This is a genomic window from Acidobacteriota bacterium, assembly GCA_016716715.1.
In the GTDB taxonomy this organism is placed as follows: Bacteria; Acidobacteriota; Thermoanaerobaculia; order UBA5066; family UBA5066; genus Fen-183.
The window spans coordinates 297,649-315,871 of record JADJVE010000004.1; the positions used below are offsets into that span (position 1 = coordinate 297,649).

An 18,223-nucleotide genomic window follows, 5' to 3' on the forward strand; every position below is an offset into this window, starting at 1 on the left:
CCCAAGAGATTCTCACGAACGGGCGCGTCATTTCAAGGAGACTCACGACTCCTTGCGCGCCACCTCCCGCCGGGCCGTGGCCCGCACGACTTCCGGGACGTTCCGGTCCCCCGAAAGAGTCTTCATGTCCTTGGCGTTCAGCTTCGTCACGAGGCCCAGCGTGACGTCGATGGGCGACCGGGGATTCCGGACCAGGGCCTTCACCACGGAGTAATGCCGCATCCAGTCGCGCCGGAACGCGATCCCGCGCAGGACGTCCTCCGAGACGCTCTTCATGTTGGCGATCGTCTCGGCGTCCGCCTCGCGGGTCTTCGGGGACTTCAGGGCCGCCGCCGACACGAGCCGGTTGCGGTCCTGCACGAGGAACATCCGCTCCTCCTTGTTGCCCCGGTAGGCGAGCTTGATCCTCTGCACGACCGTCATCACGGAAACCCGGGCGAACAGGCTCTTCTTCTGGTCCTCGGAGAGCACGGGCTCTTCCTCGGCCGGCGCCGGCGCCGGCGCGGGCTCCGGGGCGGCTTCCGGAGCGGCGGCCGCCGCGGCCGCGGCTTCGTCCTGCTCGCGCTCCTTCTTGAGGAAGAACTCCTCGAGAAACTCGTCCGCGCGGCGGCGGATCTCGGGAGACAGACGCGGGTTCTCGAAGAGCCGTTCCACGATGACGGGCGCCTCGAGGAGGCGCACCTGGTTCGTGACGATGATGTCCTGCATCGGCGCATCGACGCGCTCGGCGAGCCATGCGAGCGTCGCGTCGGGCACGGCCTTGTGCCGGATGAGCGGCTCGAGGACCGTGTGCTCGATCGTCCGCCGCGCGATCGCGTCGAGCTGCTCCGGCCTCACACCCCCGCTGAGGACGGCGCCCTTCAGATCCTCCGAGTGGAAGGCGGCGAACGTCGCCTCGGCGTTCGCCGTCAGGGCCGCGTCGCCGCCCGCGAGGATGCTCGCGACCGCGCGGACCAGTTCCTCGGCGGGCAGCGGCACGAGGCCGCGCGCCACGAAGTCGAGGATCTGGTTGGAGGCCTCGCCGGACTCGACCTGCCCGAGCAGGTCATCGGGGACGAACGACATGGGCGGAGATTAGCGCCGGTCAGCCGTGGTTGATGACGTAGTTCTTGACGACTTCGCCCTCGCCGCCGATCGGGTCCAGCGAGCGGCCGTCGACGGCGACCTCGACCACGCCGGCGTTGCCGAGCGTGAGCGTGAACGTGCCGCCGCCCGAAAACTCGCGTTTCGCTCCCTTCGGGAAAAGCCCGCGCACGACGACCTTGCCGTCCACGAACACCTCGGCCCAGCACTCGTCCCTGAAGCTCAGCGTGAGGGTCCGACCGGAGCGGGCCAGCGTGCCGCTGGAAGCGCCCGGCGCGTCCACCGGCAGCGCGACCGTCGCCGCGGCGACCGCCGGAGGGAGCGCGAGCGACGCGGGCCCGCTCTCGGCCCGCGCGACGGGCGTATGCGCGGGCGTCACGCGGCGTGCCGCCCCCCGCGTGCGAAAGAACGCGGCGCCGCCCGTCACGGCCGCGAGCAGGAGCGCGATGCCGAGAGCGCGAACCGTCGTCGAGGAGGACACGGCGCGGCGCGGCTGCGAGAGCCTGAGGCGCGCGGTGTTCGTTTCGCCGGTCGTGGGCTTGATCTTTTCTTCCTCCCACCGCGCGTACACGTGGCGGAAGGCTGCCGTCTGCCTCTCGGCGTCCAGTCCGAGGTGGAGCGCGATCACGCGGACGAATCCCTTCGAGAAGACGACGGCCGGGAGCTGGTCGAAACGCCCGCTCTCGAGCGCGGCGAGATGGCGCAGCGACACCTTTGTCGCGGCGGCCAATTGCTCGCGGCTCACATCGCGCAATTCACGTTCACGCCGGAGCTCCTCGCCGAACTCCCGAGCGCTGTCTGTTCCGGGCACGAGATCTCCCGTAATTCATTAGCCTAAGGCCGCTTAGCTCGCCGTGTCAACGGATTTCCCGGAACGTTCGAGCAATTCGGCGGCACAGGCTGCGAGCAGCGCGTCGGTGCCGGGCGTCTCGGTGAGGCGCCTCAGCTCCTCGCGGCTCGCGGAGGTCAGCAGGGAGAGGGCCGCGGCCCGCGGCGTCGCCGGGTGCAGCAGCAGGGCGCTCCGCACCGCCGGGCGCGAGGCCCACCGGCCCTCCGCGGCGAGCTGCGCGAGGCCTCCCGGAGTCGGGCGCCCGGTCGAAAGCCACCGCTGGAGGTCCTCCGGCGTGAGCCGCGGATTCTGCAGCAGCGCCTCGAGAACGCGGCTGTCCTCCTCCTCGAAGAGCGCCGGGAACAGGGCCGGGGGCGCGAACCGGGCGAGCGCGACTTTCTCCCCGACGGCCATGCCGCGCATCGCGTCGAGGAGCCTCCGGTTGGCCGCCTGCCTCACGGGCGGCGGCGTCCGCGCCTCGCGGCCGATGTCCATCAGGTCGCGCCATGTGAGGTCGTCGAGGGCGTGGAGGGCGTCGTGCCGCGGCGTCTGCGGGTGCCCCGCGACGAGCCTTCTCACGCCGCGCGACGCCATGAGGACGCGCGAGGCGACGATCTCGACGATCATCGCCTCGGAGGCGTGCGGGTGACGGAGCGCCTGCAGCGCGTCCCGCTCGGTCAGGCGGGCGAGGTGGCCCGCCACGAGCTCCACGAGCCCCGTCCGGTCCGCCCGGGAAATCCGCGCGGAAAGGGGCTCGTCCATGGGCGAACTTTACGGCTTCGCGGCTGCCCCGGCGAGAGCCCGGACGAGGTCCGTGGCGGCGGCCACGGGGTCCCGGCCGGCCCGGACCGCCGTCTCCATCGCGGCGACGACGGCGCTCCCGACGACGACGCCGTCCGCGAGTGCGGCGACCGCCCGGACCTGTTCCGGCGTCGAGATGCCGAACCCGACGGCAACAGGAAGGCGCGGCACCGCGCGGCGCACGCGCCCGACCAGAGCCGCGAGGTCCTCGGGGAGAGCCGCGCGCGCGCCCGTGATCCCGCTCCGCGACACGAGGTACACGAAGCCGCGGGAGAGCGAGGCCGCGCGGCGCAGGCGATCGTCGGGAGAGGTCGGCGCGAGGAGGTAGACCGGGTCGAGGCGGGCGCTCTTCAGGATCGACGCGAAGGCGCGTCCCTCCTCGGGCGGGAGGTCCGTCACGAGGACGCCGTCCGCCCCGGCCTCGCGCGCGCGGTGCGCGAAGTCCGCCTCTCCCATCGCCAGAATCGGGTTCGCGTAGGAGAACACGACGACCGGTGTCGCGAAGCCTCCGGCCCTGGCGGCCGCGAGGAGATCGAGGACCTGCGCGAGCGTCACACCCGCGGCGAGCGCACGCTCGGAGGCCCGCTGGATCGTCGGTCCGTCCGCGAGCGGATCGCTGAACGGGATGCCGAGCTCGATCACGTCGGCTCCGGCCGTCGCGAGCGCCGGGAGCAGGCGGCATGTCGTCGCAAGGTCGGGATCGCCGGCTTCGACGAAGACGACGAGAGCGGCCCGGCCCGCGCTCTTCGCGCGCGCGAACGCGCGGGCGAGGCGCGTCACAGGGAGACCCCCTCGAGTTTCGCCACCGAGACGACGTCCTTGTCCCCGCGCCCGGAGAGGTTCACGACGATGTTCTTTCCGGGGCGGCGCGGCGCCTCGGCGATGGCCCACGCGACGGCGTGCGCCGTCTCGAGCGCGGGGATGATCCCCTCGGTCTCCGCGAGGCGGTGAAAGGCGGCGAGGGCCTCCGCGTCCGACACCGAGACGTAGCGCGTGCGCCCCAGCTCGGCGAGGCGCGCGTGCTCGGGGCCGACCGCGGGGTAGTCGAGACCGGCCGACACGGAGTGCGTCGGCAGGACCTGCCCCGCGGCGTCCTGCAGGATGAGCGTCCGCGTGCCGTGCAGGACGCCGACGGAGCCGGGGCCGAAGCGCGCCGCATGCTCGCCCGGGGCGAGACTCCTCCCACCGGCCTCGACGCCGACCATCTCGACGCCGGCATCCGGGAGAAACTCGCGGAAGAGACCGATCGCGTTCGACCCGCCCCCCACGCACGCGACGAGGAGGTCCGGCAGCCGGCCGAAAGCCCTCTGGCACTGAACTCTCGCCTCCTTGCCGATGACGGAATGGAAGTCGCGCACCATCGTCGGGAACGGGTGCGGTCCGAGGACCGAGCCGAGGATGTAGTGCGTCGTCGCCGTCGTCGCGACCCAGTCCCGCATCGCCTCGTTGATCGCGTCCTTCAGGGTGCGCGAGCCGCCCATAACCGGCACGACGGTCGCGCCGAGGAGCTTCATCCGGTAGACGTTGAGGGCCTGCCGCTCCACGTCGACGGCGCCCATGTAGACGACGCACTCGAGGCCGAAGAGAGCGCAGGCGGTCGCCGTCGCGACCCCGTGCTGCCCCGCTCCCGTCTCGGCGATGACGCGCGTCTTGCCCATGCGCTTCGTAAGGAGCGCCTGCCCGATCGCGTTGTTGATCTTGTGGGCGCCCGTGTGGAGGAGGTCCTCCCGCTTCAGCCAGAGCCGCGCGCCGCCGAGGGCGTCCGACAGGCGCCGCGCCTCGGTGAGCGGCGTGGGCCGCCCGACGTACGTCTTCAGGAGGCCCTCGAGCTCGGCCCGAAACACGGGATCGCGCTTCGCGTCCTTGTAGGCCTTCGCGAGCTCGTCGAGCGGCGCCATGAGAGTCTCGGGCACGAAGCGCCCGCCGAACGCGCCAAAGCGCCCGTAGGCGTCGGCCTCCGGCGGGCGGAACGGAATGTCAGGCACGGCGCACCTCCCGGACGAACGCGGCGATCTTCGAAGGGTCCTTCACTCCCGGCGACGCCTCGACGCCGGACGCGACGTCCACGACGTCCGGGCGGACGCGGCGCACCGCCTCGGCGACGTTACCGGGATTCAAACCACCCGCCAGCACGAGCGGGCGCGTTCGGTCGACGCCATCGAGCATTCTCCAGTCGAACGTACGTCCCGTGCCGCCGCTCACCCCGGCCACGGACGTGTCGAAGTGCAGTGCGGCGCCTGCGCGATTTCCCACGGCGGCGAGATCATCGCGTCCGACGCGGACGGTGTTCCAGAGGGGAATGTCTGAAGAGAAAGATTTCTTAGAAGGTGAAGAGAGCAGAACGGGCATTTGAATCGCGTCGGGGCGCACGACGGAGACGATGCGCGCGATTTCGGCGTCCGTCGTATCGTCGTCGAAGACCGCCACGACGCCTTTGACGGCCCCCGCTCGCCGCGCCTCGCCCTCCCCCTTCCCCCGCATTCGCAGAGATCTTCCTCTCTCTGCCGTCAAGCAGCGCGGAGACCTCGGCGCGAAGATGAGGCCGATCCAGTCGACGCCGTTCTCGATGCACGTGTCGACGTCCTCTTCGCGCGTGACGCCGCAGACCTTCACCTCGGCCGTGTTCTCCCCGCGCAGCTCTCGAAGCGTGCGGGCGGGGTCCGTCGACCGCAGGAGCGTCTCGCCGACGAGGAACGCGCCGTAGCCGGCCGTGTGGAGCGCCTCGACGTCGGCGCGCGACTTGATTCCGCTCTCGGCGACGCGCGTCGCACCGGTCGGAAGGAGGCCGCCGAGGCGCGCCATGCCGGGAAGGTCCACCGCGAACGTCGCGAGGTCCCGCGAGTTGACGCCGACGATTTCCGCCCCGATCGCGGCGGCGCGCCGCACCTCGGCCTCGTCGTGAGCCTCCACGAGGACCGCGAGGCCGCGCGCCCTCGCAGCGGCGTGCAGGCGCGCGAGGTCGGCGTCGCCGAGAGCGGCGACGATCAGGAGCACCGCGTCCGCGCCGAGCGCGCCCGCGAAGTCGAGCTGCGCTTCGTCGACGACGAAGTCCTTCATGAGGACTGGCAGGCCCGATGCCGCCTTCGCGCGCGGCAGCCACGTCGGATCGCCACCGAAGAAGTCCTGCTCGATCACGACGGACAGCGCGGCGGCTCCTCCGCGCCGGTATGCGCGGGCAATCTCCTCCACGCGCGCGCCCGCGTCCGGGAGGATCACGCCCGCGCTCGGGGAGCGGTGCTTGAATTCAGAGAGAAGGGAAAGAGAAGAAGAAGAAGATCTCTTAGAAGGTGAAGAAAGGGAGGCTGCGAAGCGCAACCCATCCGGCCGCGCGCCGGGAGACGGCATTTGGCCGGGAGCGAATTCACCCGCAGCAATGCGCCGACGCTTCGCCGCGATGATGTCCGCAAGAATTGAACCCGCCAAGCCTTTTCCCTCTTCTCTTCTCTTAACCTTCTAAGAAAATCTTCCTCTTATCCCCGTCTTCAGGCGCCGATTCCCCGCGAAACGTCCATCAGGGTGACGAGAGCGCGCTGGGCCGCTCCGGAGTCGATCGCCGCAGCCGCCATGCTCGCGCCCTCGACGTAGTCCCGCGCCGCGCCCGCCACGGCGAGCGCCGCCGCGGCGTTCATGACCACCGTGTCGCGGCAGGGACCCCTCTCGCCGTCGAGGATCCGGCGCAGGAGGTCCGCGTTCTCGGCCGAATCGCCGCCCCGGAGGTCCGCGGCGGCGCATTCGTCCACGCCGAAGTCCCGGGCCCTCAGGCCGAAGCGCCGGACTCCGCCCGCGGTCACCTCGGCGACGTTCGTGACGCCGAACGGCATCAGCTCGTCGCCGCCGGACTCGTGCGAGAAGACGAGCGCCCGCTCCGTGCCGAGCGCGAGGAGAGCGCCCGCGACGACCGGCACGCGCTCGGGCCGGTCGACGCCCACGATCTGCCGGCGCACGTCGACCGGGTTCGAGAGCGGCCCGGCGAGATTGAAGACCGTCCGGACGCCCAGCTCCCGGCGCAGCGGCGCCAGCTTCTTCATGACCGGGTGGTAGAGCGGCGCGAAGAGAAACGTGATGTTCGCGCTGCCCAGCGCCGCGGCGGCGCGTTCCGGCGTCATCTCGAGGACGACGCCGAGGGCCGCGAGCACGTCCGCCGACCCGCACTTCGACGAGACGGCCCGGTTCCCGTGCTTGGCGACGGGCGTTCCCGCCCCCGCGACGACGAACGCGGCGGCCGTCGACACGTTGAACATCCCGTGCCCGTCGCCGCCGGTCCCGCAGACGTCGATCGCGCGCGCCGCGAGCAGCTCGGGCACCGGGAGCCGCGTCGCGCGGCTCCTGAGGACGTCGACGGCTCCCGCGAGGGCTTCGATCGTCTCGCCGGCGGCCGCGAGCGACGCGAGAAACCCTCCCGCGACCGCGGGCGGGACCTCGTCGTCGAGGAGCGACGTCACGGCGCGCCGCGCGTCCTCGCGCGAGAGCTTCCCTCCGCGCGCGACCTCGCGCAGAGCGTGGTGGACGGGCGTCACGACAGCCGTCCGGCCACGAAGTTCTTCAAGAGCTTCTCCCCCTCGGTCGTCAGGATCGACTCCGGGTGGAACTGGACTCCCACGAGCGGCCGCGTCCTGTGCGCGAGGCCCATGACGATCCCGTCGGCCGTCCTCGCCGTCACGCGCAGCGCCTCCGGCACGGAATCGGCCTCCACCGCGAGCGAGTGGTAGCGCGTCGCCGTGAACGGGTTCGAGACACCCTCGAAAAGCCCCCGGCCGTCGTGCGCGATCTCGGACGTCTTTCCGTGCATGAGGGTCGGCGCCCGCGACACACGGCCGCCGAAGACGGCGCCGAGCGCCTGGTGTCCGAGGCAGACACCGAGCAGAGGGATGTCCGTGTTCCGTTCGATGAGCGCGCAGGACACGCCCGCGTCCTCGGGCCGGCCCGGGCCCGGCGACACGACGAGGCGGTCGGGCCGCCGCGCGAAGATCTCGTCGACGGTCAGGGCGTCGTTCCGCACGACGACGACGTCGGGGTCCAGCGTCGCGAGGATCTGCACGAGGTTGAAGGTGAACGAGTCGTAGTTGTCGACGACGAGGATCACGGGAACTCCCCCGCCCGCGCGACGGCCCGCATGAGCGCGCGCGCCTTGTTCTCGCACTCGAGCGCTTCGGACTCGGGGACCGAATCCGCGACGATGCCGGCGCCCGCCTGCACGTGGAGCATCCCGTTCGCGACGACCGCCGTGCGGATGGCGATGGCGACGTCCAGGTTGCCGGCGAAGTCGAGGTAGCCGACGGCACCGCCGTAGGCCCCGCGGCGGACGGGTTCGAGGTCCTCGATGATCTCCATGGCCCGGATCTTCGGCGCGCCCGTGAGCGTGCCGGCCGGGAACGTCGCCGCGAGGGCGTCCACGGCGTGGCGGCCGGGCGCGAGCGTCCCGACGACGCGCGAGGCGATGTGCATGACGTGCGAGTAGCGCTCGACCGCGAAGAAGTCCTTCACGCGCACCGAGCCCGGGACCGAGACGCGGCCGAGGTCGTTGCGTCCGAGGTCCACGAGCATCACGTGCTCGGCCCTTTCCTTGGCGTCGGCCAGGAGATCCTTCTCGAGCGCGAGGTCCTCCTCGCGCGTGGCGCCGCGGGGGCGCGTGCCCGCGAGGGGAATCGTCTCGACGGCCGCGCCGCCCGGGGCCGCCGCGACACGCACGAGCCGCTCGGGCGAGGCTCCGAAGATCGTGCCGTGCGGCGTCCGCAGAAAGTACTGGTACGGAGACGGGCTGATCGAGCGCAGCGCGCGGTACACGGCGAAGGCATCGCCGTCGAACGGCGCGGACCAGCGGCGCGAGAGCACGACCTGAAAGACGTCGCCCGCGCGGATGTGCTCCTTGGCCTTCTCCACAGCCGCAACGTACGAAGAGACCGGAAGAGTTTCTTTGAAAGTGAGAGAAGGCGAGGCGGCGGGCCGCGGCGGCGCGCTGCTTGCGAAGGCCCTGCTTTCGAGCTTTCTCAACCTTTCAAAGGCTCTCTTCTCTTCTTCCTCCCCCTCCCCCGCGTGCGTCACGAAGAGCAGGCGGTGGCGGGCGTGGTCGAACGCGATGACGGAGTCGAAGATCCCGAACCAGGCGTCCGGGAGGCCGATCGGATCCGGGTTCTTCTCCGGCAGGCGCTCGAGCCGCCGCACGGCGTCGTAACCCGCGTAGCCCACCGCGCCGCCCGTGAACGGCGGCAGGTCGTCGCCTTCCCCGAGCTCGGCGGTTGGGAGCGTCTTGAGGAGCTGGAAGGCGTCGCCCGCCAGGCCCGAGATCTCCCCGGACGGCGCGGCGCCGAGGAACGACCAGCGCGCGACGCGGTCGCCGCCCTCGACCGACTCGAGGAGGAAGCAGGGCCCGTCCCCCGCGAGCAGCGCCTTCATGAGAGCCACGGGAGTCGTGAGGTCCGCCGGGCGCTCCACGACGACGGGGCGAAGGAGCCCCGGGGTCAAGAGGGGCTCCGGCGAGGCGCTCCGCGGCGCTTTTCGAGGACCGCGGCGACGTCCTTCGGCGCAAGACCCCGCGCGGTCAGAAGGACCGCAAGGTGATAAAGGAGGTCCGCGGCCTCGTTCGCGAGCGCCTCGTCGGAGCCGCCGACGGCGGCGAGCGCCGTCTCGACGGCCTCTTCGCCGACCTTCTGCGCGATGCGGGCGGCTCCGGAGTCGAGGAGGCGGTTCGTGTACGAGCCCGCTTCCGGGCGGTCCCGGCGGTCGGCGATCGTGGCGAAGAGCCCGGTCAGGTCGAGCCGGCCCGCGTCGCCGGCGGCGGGCGCGAGAGAGTCCACGCGCGTGAAGCACGTCCGGGCCCCGGTGTGGCACGCGGGTCCGACCGGTCTCACGTCGTAGAGCACGGTGTCGCGGTCGCAGTCGAACGAGATCGCGACGACTTCCTGCACGTTTCCCGACGTCTCGCCCTTCTTCCAGAGCGCCTGCCGGGACCGGCTGTAGAAGTGCGAGAGGCCGGTCTCCCGGGTCCTCTCGAGCGCCTGCGCGTTCGCCCAGGCGAGCGTGAGGACGTCGCCCGTCTCGACGTCGCGCACGACGACGGGGACGAGACCGTTCGCGTCGTACCGGGGCTGGAGGGGCGTCGCACGCGGCGGGACGGGCCGTACCGCGAGACCCGCGCGCTTCATCGCGGCCTTGACCTCGACGATGGAGAAGACGCGGTCGTGGAAGACGGACGCCGCGAGCACCGCGTCGGCCCCTCCGATGAGGACGGCGCGCGCGAAGTCGTCGAGGTCGCCCGCGCCGCCCGAGGCGACGACGGGCACGTCCACGACGCCGCGCACGGCGCGGAGCATCTCGAGGTCGAAACCCTCCTTCGTCCCGTCCGCGTCGACCGACGTGAGCAGGATCTCCCCGGCCCCGGCGGCCGCTGCCTCCGCCGCCCAGCCCGTCACGGTCCGCTCCGTGACCTTGCGGCCTCCGTGCGTCGTGACCATCATCTGCATGCGGCCCTCGGCGTCTCGGACTCGCTTGCCGTCGATCGCGAGCACCACGCATTGCCGGCCGAACTGCGTGGAGAGCCGCGTGAGGAGAGACGGGTCGTTCACCGCGGCCGTGTTGACGGTCACGCGGTCCGCCCCCTCTCGCAGGAGCGCGTCGGCGTCCTCGACCGACCGCACGCCCCCGCCGACCGTGAACGGGATCGAGAGGACGTTCGCGACCCGGCGGACGAGCCCGAGGAGCGTGCCTCGCCCCTCGACGGGCGCCGCGATGTCGAGGAACGCGACCTCGTCCGCACCCTCGTGCTCGTAGCGGATGGCGGCCTCGACCGGGTCGCCGGCGTCCCTCAGCTGCTCGAAGGCCACGCCCTTGACGACGCGCCCGCCCGAAATGTCGAGGCACGGGATCACGCGCACGGCGAGCGTCATGCGGTCACCTCGTCGCGCGCGGACTTGAGCGCGGCGACCGTCGTCGCACCTGCGTGAAGCGCGCGACCGAAGATCGCGCCGCGGAGGCCGCCCGAAATAGCCGCGTCGACGGGCCCGAGATCCTCCGGGCCGCGCATTCCGCCCGAGGCGAGGATCTCGCCGGGGAACACGGCGCGCACGGCGGCCAGCAGCGAGAGATTCGGCCCCAGCATCGCGCCGTCGCGGGCAACGTCCGTCACGAGCAGCGCGGCGACGCCGAGGCCGGCAAGCTCCCGCGCGACCGAAACGGCGTCGCCCGCCCCGGCGTCCTCCGTCCATCCACGCACCGTGGGTCGCCCGTCCTTGCAGTCGAGGGCGACGACGATCCGGGACACAAGAGGGAAAGGAGAGGAAGAGGAAGATTTTCTTAGAAGGTGAATGAACGCGGGGCGGTCGAGGAACGGCAGTGACCCCACGACCGCCCGGGCCCCACTCACCCTTTCCAAGAAATCTTCAACGGCCTGTCCGCTGCGCATCCCCCCACCGACCTGGACGGGAATCCGAATTACTCGAAGAATCTTCTGAATCTCTTCCGAATTCGTCCCTTTGCCGAACGCCGCATCAAGGTCGACGACGTGAAGGCCGTCGGCCCCCTCGCGCTCGAACGTCTTGGCGACTTCCAGGGGGTCGGTGTCGAATGTCGTCGCCGTGTCCCATTCGCCGCGCAGCAGGCGCACGACGCGGCCGCCCCTGAGGTCGATCGAGGGCCAGAGGGCGAGGCGGCCCGCGCTCGCGCCGCTCACGCCGCGTCCTCCTCGAGGAAGTTGGAGAGGAGGAGCCGGCCCGTCTCCGAGGATTTCTCGGGGTGGAACTGGCAGCCCCACACGTTCGCCTTCTGGACGATCGCCGGGAAGCCGCCGCCGTAGTCGCAGGTCGCCCCGACGTCCGCGGGTGCGACTCCCTCGGGCCGGAAGGAATGGACGAAGTACACGTAGCTGCCGTCCTCGAGCCGTTTCACGAGGCCGTCGTCGCGCGTCGGACGCAGCTGGTTCCAGCCGACGTGCGGACTGCGCGTCCCGCCCGGAAACGGCGCGACGCGGCCGCCCACCAGGCCAAGGCCCTTGTTGCGGCCGTGCTCGAGGCTCTCCTCGAACAGGAGCTGGAACCCGAGGCAGAGGCCGAGCAGGCGTCCGCCGCGGTTCACGGCGGCGTGCACGGCGGCCTCGAGGCCCGTCTCCAGAAGGCGCTGCATCGCGGGCGCAAACGCGGCGACGCCCGGCAGGACGAGGCGCGACGCCGCGGCGACGCGGTCGAGGTCCGACGTGAAGTCCACATCCGCGCCGAGGCGCAGGAACGCGCGCGTCACGGACGCGACGTTTCCGACCCCATAGTCGACGAGAGTGACGCGCGGGACGTTCATGCGGTCAGCGTTCCCTTCGTCGAGAGGACCTCGGTCCCGGTCACGGCGCAAGCCTGCCGCAGCGCGCGCGCGGCGGACTTGAAGACGGCCTCGGCGGCGTGGTGCCCGTTCCTCGCCCGGATCACGTCCACGTGGAGGTTGAACTTGCCCCGGAACGCGGCGGATTTCCAGAACTCCTCGACGAGCGCGAACGGGAAGTCCTTCGTGACGAGGAGGAGCTCCTTGTCGACGGGCGAGTCGAAGACGATGTACGGGCGCCCCGAGAGGTCCACGACGGAGCGCGCGAGCGCCTCGTCGAGCGGGACGTACGAGGCCCCGAAGCGCTCGAGGCCCGCGCGCGTCCCGAGGGCCTGGTCGAGCGCCTCCCCGAACGCGAGGCCGACGTCCTCGACCGTGTGATGCGCGTCGATGTGCACGTCTCCGTCCGCCTTGACCGCGAGGTCGACGCGGGCGTGCTTCGCGATCGTCTCGAGCATGTGCGACAGAAACCCGACGGGCGTCGCGATTTCGGCGCGGCCCGTCCCGTCGAGGTCGAGAGAGAGAGACACGGACGTCTCCTTCGTCTTGCGGTCCACGCGTCCCGTCCGTCTCATGAGACCTCCTGAAGAGCGCCGAGAAAGAGATCGTTCTCCGCGGGTGAACCGATCGTGACACGCAGGCGCCCCTCGGCCGCGGCCGTCATGTCGCGGACGAGCACGCCCCTTTCCAGAAGCGCCCGGCGCACGCGGGCGGCGTCGCCCCCGCACGGCTTCACGAACAGGAAGTTCGCGGACGAGGAGGCGACGGCGTGTCCGGCCCGCCGCAGGGCCCCCGCCACCCGCTCCCTCTCCGCGACGACGCTCGTGACACGAGCCCTCGCGCCTTCGGGCCGCGCGAGGAGCGCGAGCGCGAGCTCCTCCGCCGCGAGGTCGACGTTGAACGGCAGCACGGCCTTGTCGATCTCCCGGGCGAGGTCGCGCGGCGCCACGGCGTAGCCGATGCGGAAGCCCGCGGCCGCGTACGCCTTCGAGAGCGTGCGGAAGACGACCAGGTTCGGGCGCACGCCGACGAGGCCCATGAGGTCGTCCTCGGGCCCGGCGAACTCCACGTAGGCCTGGTCGAGCAGGACGACGGGCGCCACGTCGAGGAGCCTCTCGACGAACGCCCGGCTCGAAACGCCGCCCGTGGGGTTGTTCGGCGAGCAGAGGAGCGGCACGCCCTTTTCCGCAGCCGCCAGATAGCCCGCCTCGTCGACGAGAAAGTCGGGGCCCTCGCGGGGCACCGCGACGACCCTTGCAGAGCCGATCGCCGCGATCTGCCCGTAAAGCGAGAACGTGGGAGTCGCGAGGACGAGCGAGCCCCCGCCGGCGAAGACGGAAACGGCCGCGAGGATCGTCTCGCCCGACCCGTTCCCGACCACGATCTCGTCCGGGCTCCGGCCGATCGACGCCGCGATCGCCTTCTTCAGGCGCGGCGCGCCGAACTCCGGGTAGTGGCCCCAGCGGCGCGCCCTCAGCCGGTCGAGCACCTCGGCGCGGATCTCCTCGGGAACGTCGTCGGGCGACTCGTTGAAGTCCAGCTTGGCGCGGATCTCGAACGGCTCCTCGACGCCCGGCGTGTAGGCCTGCAGCGCGCGGATCTCGGGACGGATCGGGATCGCCTTTGTCATCGCACCCTCCGACCCAGCGCGGCCGAGTGGGCGACGAGGCCCTCGAAGCGCGCGAGGACGGCGGCGGGTCGCGAGAGAGAGCGCGCCGCCACGGCAGGCGCCGAGACGGACCGGCCCCAGCGGAAGAAGTCGCGCGTCGACAGCCCCGAGTATCCGCGCGCGGCGCCGCCCGTCGGAAGGACGTGGTTCGGCCCGGCGACGTAGTCGCCGAGCGCGGTCGGCGTCGCGGAGCCGATGAAGAGCGCGCCCGCCGTGGGAAGAAGAGAAGAGGCGAACCGTTCTGCTCCCCTGCCCATGACCTGCACGTGCTCGGCGGCCACGGCGGCGCAGGCCGAGGCGGCGCGGGAGATTTCCTTGAAAATGAAGATCCGCCCGCCGCGGCGGAGGGCCGCTCTCATCACCTTCGAAGAAATCTTCTCATCGAATGCCTTCAGCTGCGCGGCGACCTCTCCCGAAACGGCGGCGGCGAGACGGCTCGAGTTCGTGAAGAGAAGGCACTTCGCGTCCGGGTCGTGCTCGGCCTGAGCAAGGAGGTCCGCCGCGACGAGCACGGGGTCCGCGTCGGCCGACGCGAGGATCGCGACCTCGGAAGGCCCGGCCGGGAGGTCCACCGCGACGAGGCCCGAGACGAGGTGCTTGGCGGCCGCGACCCAGCGATTGCCGGGGCCGACGATCTTCGCGACCTTCGCGACGGAGACGAGCCCGGCGACGCCGTGCGCCCCTCCCGCAAGGAGAACGGAGTCGACGCCGAGTTCGCGCACCGCCCAGCGCAGCTCCAGGCTGAGGGCCCACGCGCGCGGAGGCGTCGCGACCACGATGCGCGGGACCCCCGCGACCTGCGCGGGCACGACGCCCATCAGGAGCGACGAGGGGTAAAACGCGCGGCCGCCCGGGACGTAGACCCCGACGGAGTCGAGCGGCACGGGCCGCTCGACGAAGGAGACGCCGAGTCGGTCCGTGAACGCGAAGCCCGAGGGCACCTGTTTGCGGTGGTACGCCTCGATGCGCCGCCGCGCCGCGCGGAACGCGCGGCGGAATTCGGAAGACACTTCTGCTTCGGACCCTCTCCTGCGAGCGGACTTCGCCTCTGAGTCGAGCGAGAAGAAGATTTTCTTAGAAGGTGAAGAGGGCACGCCGGCCTGGTCGAAGCGTTTCACGTACTCCCGGAGCGCCGGCTCCCCCTTTCCAAGAACTCTTTCGACGATGGGCAGGACCTGCTTCAGCGTGGCGAAGTCGGGCACGGCGCGGCGCGAGGCGAGGAGGGCACCCAGCTCTCTTTTTCCGCCCGTCGTGTTCGTGTCCACGATCTTCATCACGGCGCGCCCGCCTTCTCGCGCAGCCGGCCGAGGAATGCCGCGATCTCGCCTCGGCGCGAGACGAGCGCGGCGCGGCCGAGGATGACCGTCGCACGGCTCGTCTCGATCGTCTCGATCTCGGCGAGGCCGTTGGCCGCGATCGTCGAGCCCGTCTCGATCAGGTCCACGACGACGTCCGTCAGGCGCAGGGCCGCCGCGAGCTCGACCGAGCCCGCGAGCGGGACGATCTCGTGCGCGATCTTTCGCGCGTCGAAGTACCGCGCCGCGAGGCGCCGGTATTTCGTGCCCACGCGCACGGGCTGGCCGTTCGGCCGGAACTCCTCGCCGGCCCGCCCGATGAGCGACAGGCGGCACTCCCCGAACGGAAATTCGACGGGCGAAAAGACGTCCTCCCCGGACTCGGCCACGCGGTCGCTCCCGACGACGCCGAGATCGGCGCCGCCGTGCGCGACGTACGTCGGGACGTCGTCGTCCTTGAGGAGCAGGAGCTCGAACGCCCCGTCCGAAGACGGAACGAGGAGGCGCCGGCCGTCGGGCTCGCCGAACGACGCCCCGCCCGCGCGCAGGGCCGCGAGCGTCTTGCCGAGGAGGCGCCCCTTCCCGATCGCGATGCGCAGCGGGCGGGCCGCAGCCGACGCGGGCGCCGCGAGCGCCGAGACGAGCGCCTCGAGACCCACACAGAACCCGAGCGCCGGCGCCGAAACGCCGAAGCGCGCGAGCAGCGCGTCGTACCGTCCGCCGGCGGCGAGCGCGCCGGGAACCCCGGCGGCGTCGACCGCGAACGTGAGGCCGGTGTAGTAGGGCGCATCGGGCGTCGCGGCCAGATCGACGACGACGGAGAGTCCGGGGCGACGGGACCGCGCGAAAGCGGCCGCCCGGGCGAGCTTCTCGGCTTCGGCCGCGTGCGTGGGAGTCCGAAGGAGAGACGACGACGGGTCGAAACCCCGGAGAAGGCCATCTGCGATCTCACCCGCGACGGCGCTGGGTGCCCCTGCGTCGCGCAGGAGGGGCTCGATTGCGGACACCCGCCGCTCGCGCGCCAGGCGCATCACGTCCTCGAGACCTCGCTTCCGTCCGCCCGAGCCGACGCCGGGCGCAGCGGCTTCGATCACCTTTCTTAGAAGTCCCGCGAAGCCGAGGGTGAGCCGAAGCGCCGCACTCGGAAGCACGCCCAGTGCGTCGAGGAGCAATCCGAGCATCTCCTCGTCCGCCTCGAAACGGGCATCTCCGTAACGCTCGGCGCCGACCTGCGCGAACTCCCGCGGGCGCCCGACGCCGGTCTCCTCGTCGCGCACGACGTCGCCCCTGTAAAAGAGTGACACCGGCTCGGCGAAGTCCCCCAGGCGCGGAGCGATGATTCGCGCCGCCATCGGCGTGAAGTCGGCCCTCAGCGCGAGCGCCTGGCCCTCGCGGTCGAGGAAGCGGTAGAGGCGCTCGTCGCCCTCGGCCGTCACGCCGGCGTAAGGATCCGCGTAGTCCAGCACGGGCAGGATGACCTCGCGCAAGCCCGCGGCGCGCAGGACGGAGACGACGCCCTCCTCGGCCCGGCGGCGCCGGTCGGCCGCGTCGAAGAGCAGCGCCTGGACGCCGCGCGGCAGGTTCGGGTCGGGACGGTCGGACTTCACGCGACACCTTCCATGGTGGCCGCAAGGCGGGATTTCCAGGCGGCCGTGAAGCTCGCCCTCAAGCGTGGCGCGAGCCGGTCGAGGAGGTCGGCGGGCCGCGTCTCGACGCCCGTGAAGCGCGTCGCCTGCCCCGCAGCCTGCAGGAGCAGCAGCGTCTGGCCGTCCACGACGGCGGCCCCCGCCGCGTACGCGGCACGGGCGAGGTCGGTTCCCTCGAGGCGGTAAGGCGCGTCGATCACGAGCACGCCCGGGCGCAGGAACTCCGGCGGGCAGGGAATGGCATCTCCTTCGCGGAGGCCAAGGGCGGTGGCATTCACGACAACGGCCGGAAAGGGAATCGGATCGGAAGACTTCTTCGAATGAAAGATGGCCCCGGTCTCGCTGGCGAGCTGCTCGCCACGCTCCTCGCCGCGATTCACGAGGCGGACCTCCCACCCCTTTCTCAGAAGAACTTCCACCGCCACGCGCGCCGTGCCGCCCGCCCCAAGGACGAGAGCTGGCCCGCCCTCCGTTTTCGCCGATCGCTCCGGGACCACCTGCTCGAAGGCGACCCGGTCCGTGTTCGCGGAGCGGAATCGCGCCGGCGCGCCGGGACCCGACACGCGCACGAGCGTGTTCACGGCCTTCTCGTCGGCGTCCGCGAGATGCGCCGCTTCCTCCTTGAACGGAATCGTCACGGACGCGGCGACGAGCGGCAGGCCGAGGGCGTCGAGGCCGGCGACGAGCGAGGGCAGCTCCTTCCCGAGGGCCCGTAGCGCGAACGGCACGTAAAGCGCGTCCTGGCCGAGGGCCTCGAAGTTCGCGTTGTGGAGAGCCGGAGAAAGCGAGTGCGACACGCGGTCGCCGAAAAGGGCGAAGACGCGCCGCACGCGGCGCGGCCGCCCGATTCCGTACACGTCGGCGAGGTCGCGGGCCGCAAGCTGCCCGGGGGCTGTCGCCCGAGCCGGGTCGAGCGCGCCGAACGACTGCGCTGCGCCGAGGTACGGCGACAGGACGCGCGTCGCGATTCCGGCCTCCCCCATCCCGAAGGCGGAGAACCGCCCGTCGCGATTGGCGGCCTGCACCTCGAGAAGACGCAGGACGTCCGAAACGTCGTTCGCCGTCGCGACGAGCTTCACGTAGCGCGCGCCGGAAGAGAGCATCCGGGCAACCAGTGCGCTCAGATCGGCGGGCACGCCCTCGGTGTCGTGGAGAGAAGAGATTTTCTTAGAAAGGGGTATTGCAGCGAAGCGAGTCCCGCCGTCGCGGCGAAACTCGACGTCGGCGAAATCGAAACCCGCGGAGAGGGCACCTTCTAAGAAGTCTCTCTCTTCATCTTCTGTCCCTCTGAACGCGCCTCCCTCGGCCTTCGAGCGGACCGTGGCGATCAGAATTCGTTTTCCAAACGCCGCGCGAAGCGCGCCAAGTTCCGGCATTTCGACCATCGCGTCGAGGCGCACTTCCACCGCCGTCCCCTCCGGAAGGCTCGCGGCGTCCCGCGCGGCCTCGAAGGCCTCGGCGTTGGACGCCGGGGCGACGGAGGCGACGAGAAGCGTCTTTTCGGCGGTCAGGTCCAAAACGAAAAACCCCTCCGGTTCGGAGGGGCTTGTGTCGGCCTTGAATGACCCTGCGCCTCCGGACCTCGATCAGGCCGGCGGCG

The 18,223-nt window shown here is 71.4% G+C and carries 17 protein-coding genes; all 17 read right to left on the bottom strand.

Annotated elements, in window-relative coordinates:
- Window positions 1–42: 42 nt before the first annotated feature.
- The 17 genes from IPL89_08605 to IPL89_08685 all read right to left on the bottom strand — a co-directional run bounded on the left by IPL89_08605 (window position 43) and on the right by IPL89_08685 (window position 18,140).
- The gene (locus tag IPL89_08605) at window positions 43–1,065 is read right to left on the bottom strand and encodes a hypothetical protein (GenBank protein MBK9063242.1); all 1,023 of its coding nucleotides are present in this window, start codon (window positions 1,063–1,065) and stop codon (window positions 43–45) included.
- Window positions 1,066–1,084: 19 nt separating this feature from the next.
- Window positions 1,085–1,837, bottom strand: coding sequence for a helix-turn-helix domain-containing protein (locus tag IPL89_08610; GenBank protein MBK9063243.1), 753 nt, complete (start codon window positions 1,835–1,837; stop codon window positions 1,085–1,087).
- 90 nt (window positions 1,838–1,927) lie between these two features.
- Window positions 1,928–2,674: a hypothetical protein gene (locus IPL89_08615; GenBank protein ID MBK9063244.1), complete on the bottom strand. Its 747-nt coding sequence runs from the start codon at window positions 2,672–2,674 to the stop codon at window positions 1,928–1,930.
- A 9-nt stretch (window positions 2,675–2,683) separates the two neighbouring features.
- On the bottom strand, window positions 2,684–3,493 hold the full coding sequence (locus tag IPL89_08620; GenBank protein MBK9063245.1) for a tryptophan synthase subunit alpha: 810 nt from the start codon (window positions 3,491–3,493) through the stop codon (window positions 2,684–2,686).
- Entirely contained in the window at window positions 3,490–4,611 is a 1,122-nt protein-coding gene (trpB, locus tag IPL89_08625; GenBank protein ID MBK9063246.1) for a tryptophan synthase subunit beta, read from the bottom strand. Before trpB ends, IPL89_08620 begins: the two co-directional genes overlap by 4 nt.
- Window positions 4,612–4,690: 79 nt before the next feature.
- Window positions 4,691–6,136 (bottom strand): hypothetical protein, encoded by a 1,446-nt coding sequence (locus IPL89_08630; GenBank protein MBK9063247.1) that lies wholly within the window; start codon window positions 6,134–6,136, stop codon window positions 4,691–4,693.
- Between the two features lie 59 nt (window positions 6,137–6,195).
- Window positions 6,196–7,230 carry an anthranilate phosphoribosyltransferase gene (gene trpD / locus IPL89_08635; GenBank protein MBK9063248.1) on the bottom strand — a complete coding sequence of 345 codons (1,035 nt, stop codon included), beginning with the start codon at window positions 7,228–7,230 and terminating at the stop codon, window positions 6,196–6,198.
- Window positions 7,227–7,796 (bottom strand): aminodeoxychorismate/anthranilate synthase component II, encoded by a 570-nt coding sequence (locus tag IPL89_08640; protein MBK9063249.1) that lies wholly within the window; start codon window positions 7,794–7,796, stop codon window positions 7,227–7,229. Before IPL89_08640 ends, trpD begins: the two co-directional genes overlap by 4 nt.
- Window positions 7,793–9,106 (bottom strand): chorismate-binding protein, encoded by a 1,314-nt coding sequence (locus tag IPL89_08645; protein ID MBK9063250.1) that lies wholly within the window; start codon window positions 9,104–9,106, stop codon window positions 7,793–7,795. The genes IPL89_08640 and IPL89_08645 overlap by 4 nt, the downstream gene beginning before the upstream one ends.
- A 65-nt stretch (window positions 9,107–9,171) precedes the next feature.
- Window positions 9,172–10,596: an imidazole glycerol phosphate synthase subunit HisF gene (gene hisF / locus IPL89_08650; GenBank protein MBK9063251.1), complete on the bottom strand. Its 1,425-nt coding sequence runs from the start codon at window positions 10,594–10,596 to the stop codon at window positions 9,172–9,174.
- Window positions 10,593–11,378, bottom strand: coding sequence for a 1-(5-phosphoribosyl)-5-[(5-phosphoribosylamino)methylideneamino] imidazole-4-carboxamide isomerase (locus IPL89_08655; protein ID MBK9063252.1), 786 nt, complete (start codon window positions 11,376–11,378; stop codon window positions 10,593–10,595). The genes hisF and IPL89_08655 overlap by 4 nt, the downstream gene beginning before the upstream one ends.
- The gene (hisH, locus tag IPL89_08660; GenBank protein MBK9063253.1) at window positions 11,375–11,995 is read right to left on the bottom strand and encodes an imidazole glycerol phosphate synthase subunit HisH; all 621 of its coding nucleotides are present in this window, start codon (window positions 11,993–11,995) and stop codon (window positions 11,375–11,377) included. The genes IPL89_08655 and hisH overlap by 4 nt, the downstream gene beginning before the upstream one ends.
- Window positions 11,992–12,588 (bottom strand): imidazoleglycerol-phosphate dehydratase HisB, encoded by a 597-nt coding sequence (gene hisB, locus IPL89_08665; GenBank protein MBK9063254.1) that lies wholly within the window; start codon window positions 12,586–12,588, stop codon window positions 11,992–11,994. The genes hisH and hisB overlap by 4 nt, the downstream gene beginning before the upstream one ends.
- Complete coding sequence (locus tag IPL89_08670; GenBank protein MBK9063255.1) at window positions 12,585–13,643, bottom strand: aminotransferase class I/II-fold pyridoxal phosphate-dependent enzyme; 1,059 nt, start codon at window positions 13,641–13,643, stop codon at window positions 12,585–12,587. The genes hisB and IPL89_08670 overlap by 4 nt, the downstream gene beginning before the upstream one ends.
- Window positions 13,640–14,959 (bottom strand): histidinol dehydrogenase, encoded by a 1,320-nt coding sequence (gene hisD / locus IPL89_08675; protein ID MBK9063256.1) that lies wholly within the window; start codon window positions 14,957–14,959, stop codon window positions 13,640–13,642. Before hisD ends, IPL89_08670 begins: the two co-directional genes overlap by 4 nt.
- On the bottom strand, window positions 14,956–16,584 hold the full coding sequence (locus IPL89_08680) for an ATP phosphoribosyltransferase (protein MBK9063257.1): 1,629 nt from the start codon (window positions 16,582–16,584) through the stop codon (window positions 14,956–14,958). Before IPL89_08680 ends, hisD begins: the two co-directional genes overlap by 4 nt.
- The gene (locus IPL89_08685) at window positions 16,581–18,140 is read right to left on the bottom strand and encodes a type I 3-dehydroquinate dehydratase (protein MBK9063258.1); all 1,560 of its coding nucleotides are present in this window, start codon (window positions 18,138–18,140) and stop codon (window positions 16,581–16,583) included. Before IPL89_08685 ends, IPL89_08680 begins: the two co-directional genes overlap by 4 nt.
- Window positions 18,141–18,223 lie beyond the last annotated feature (83 nt).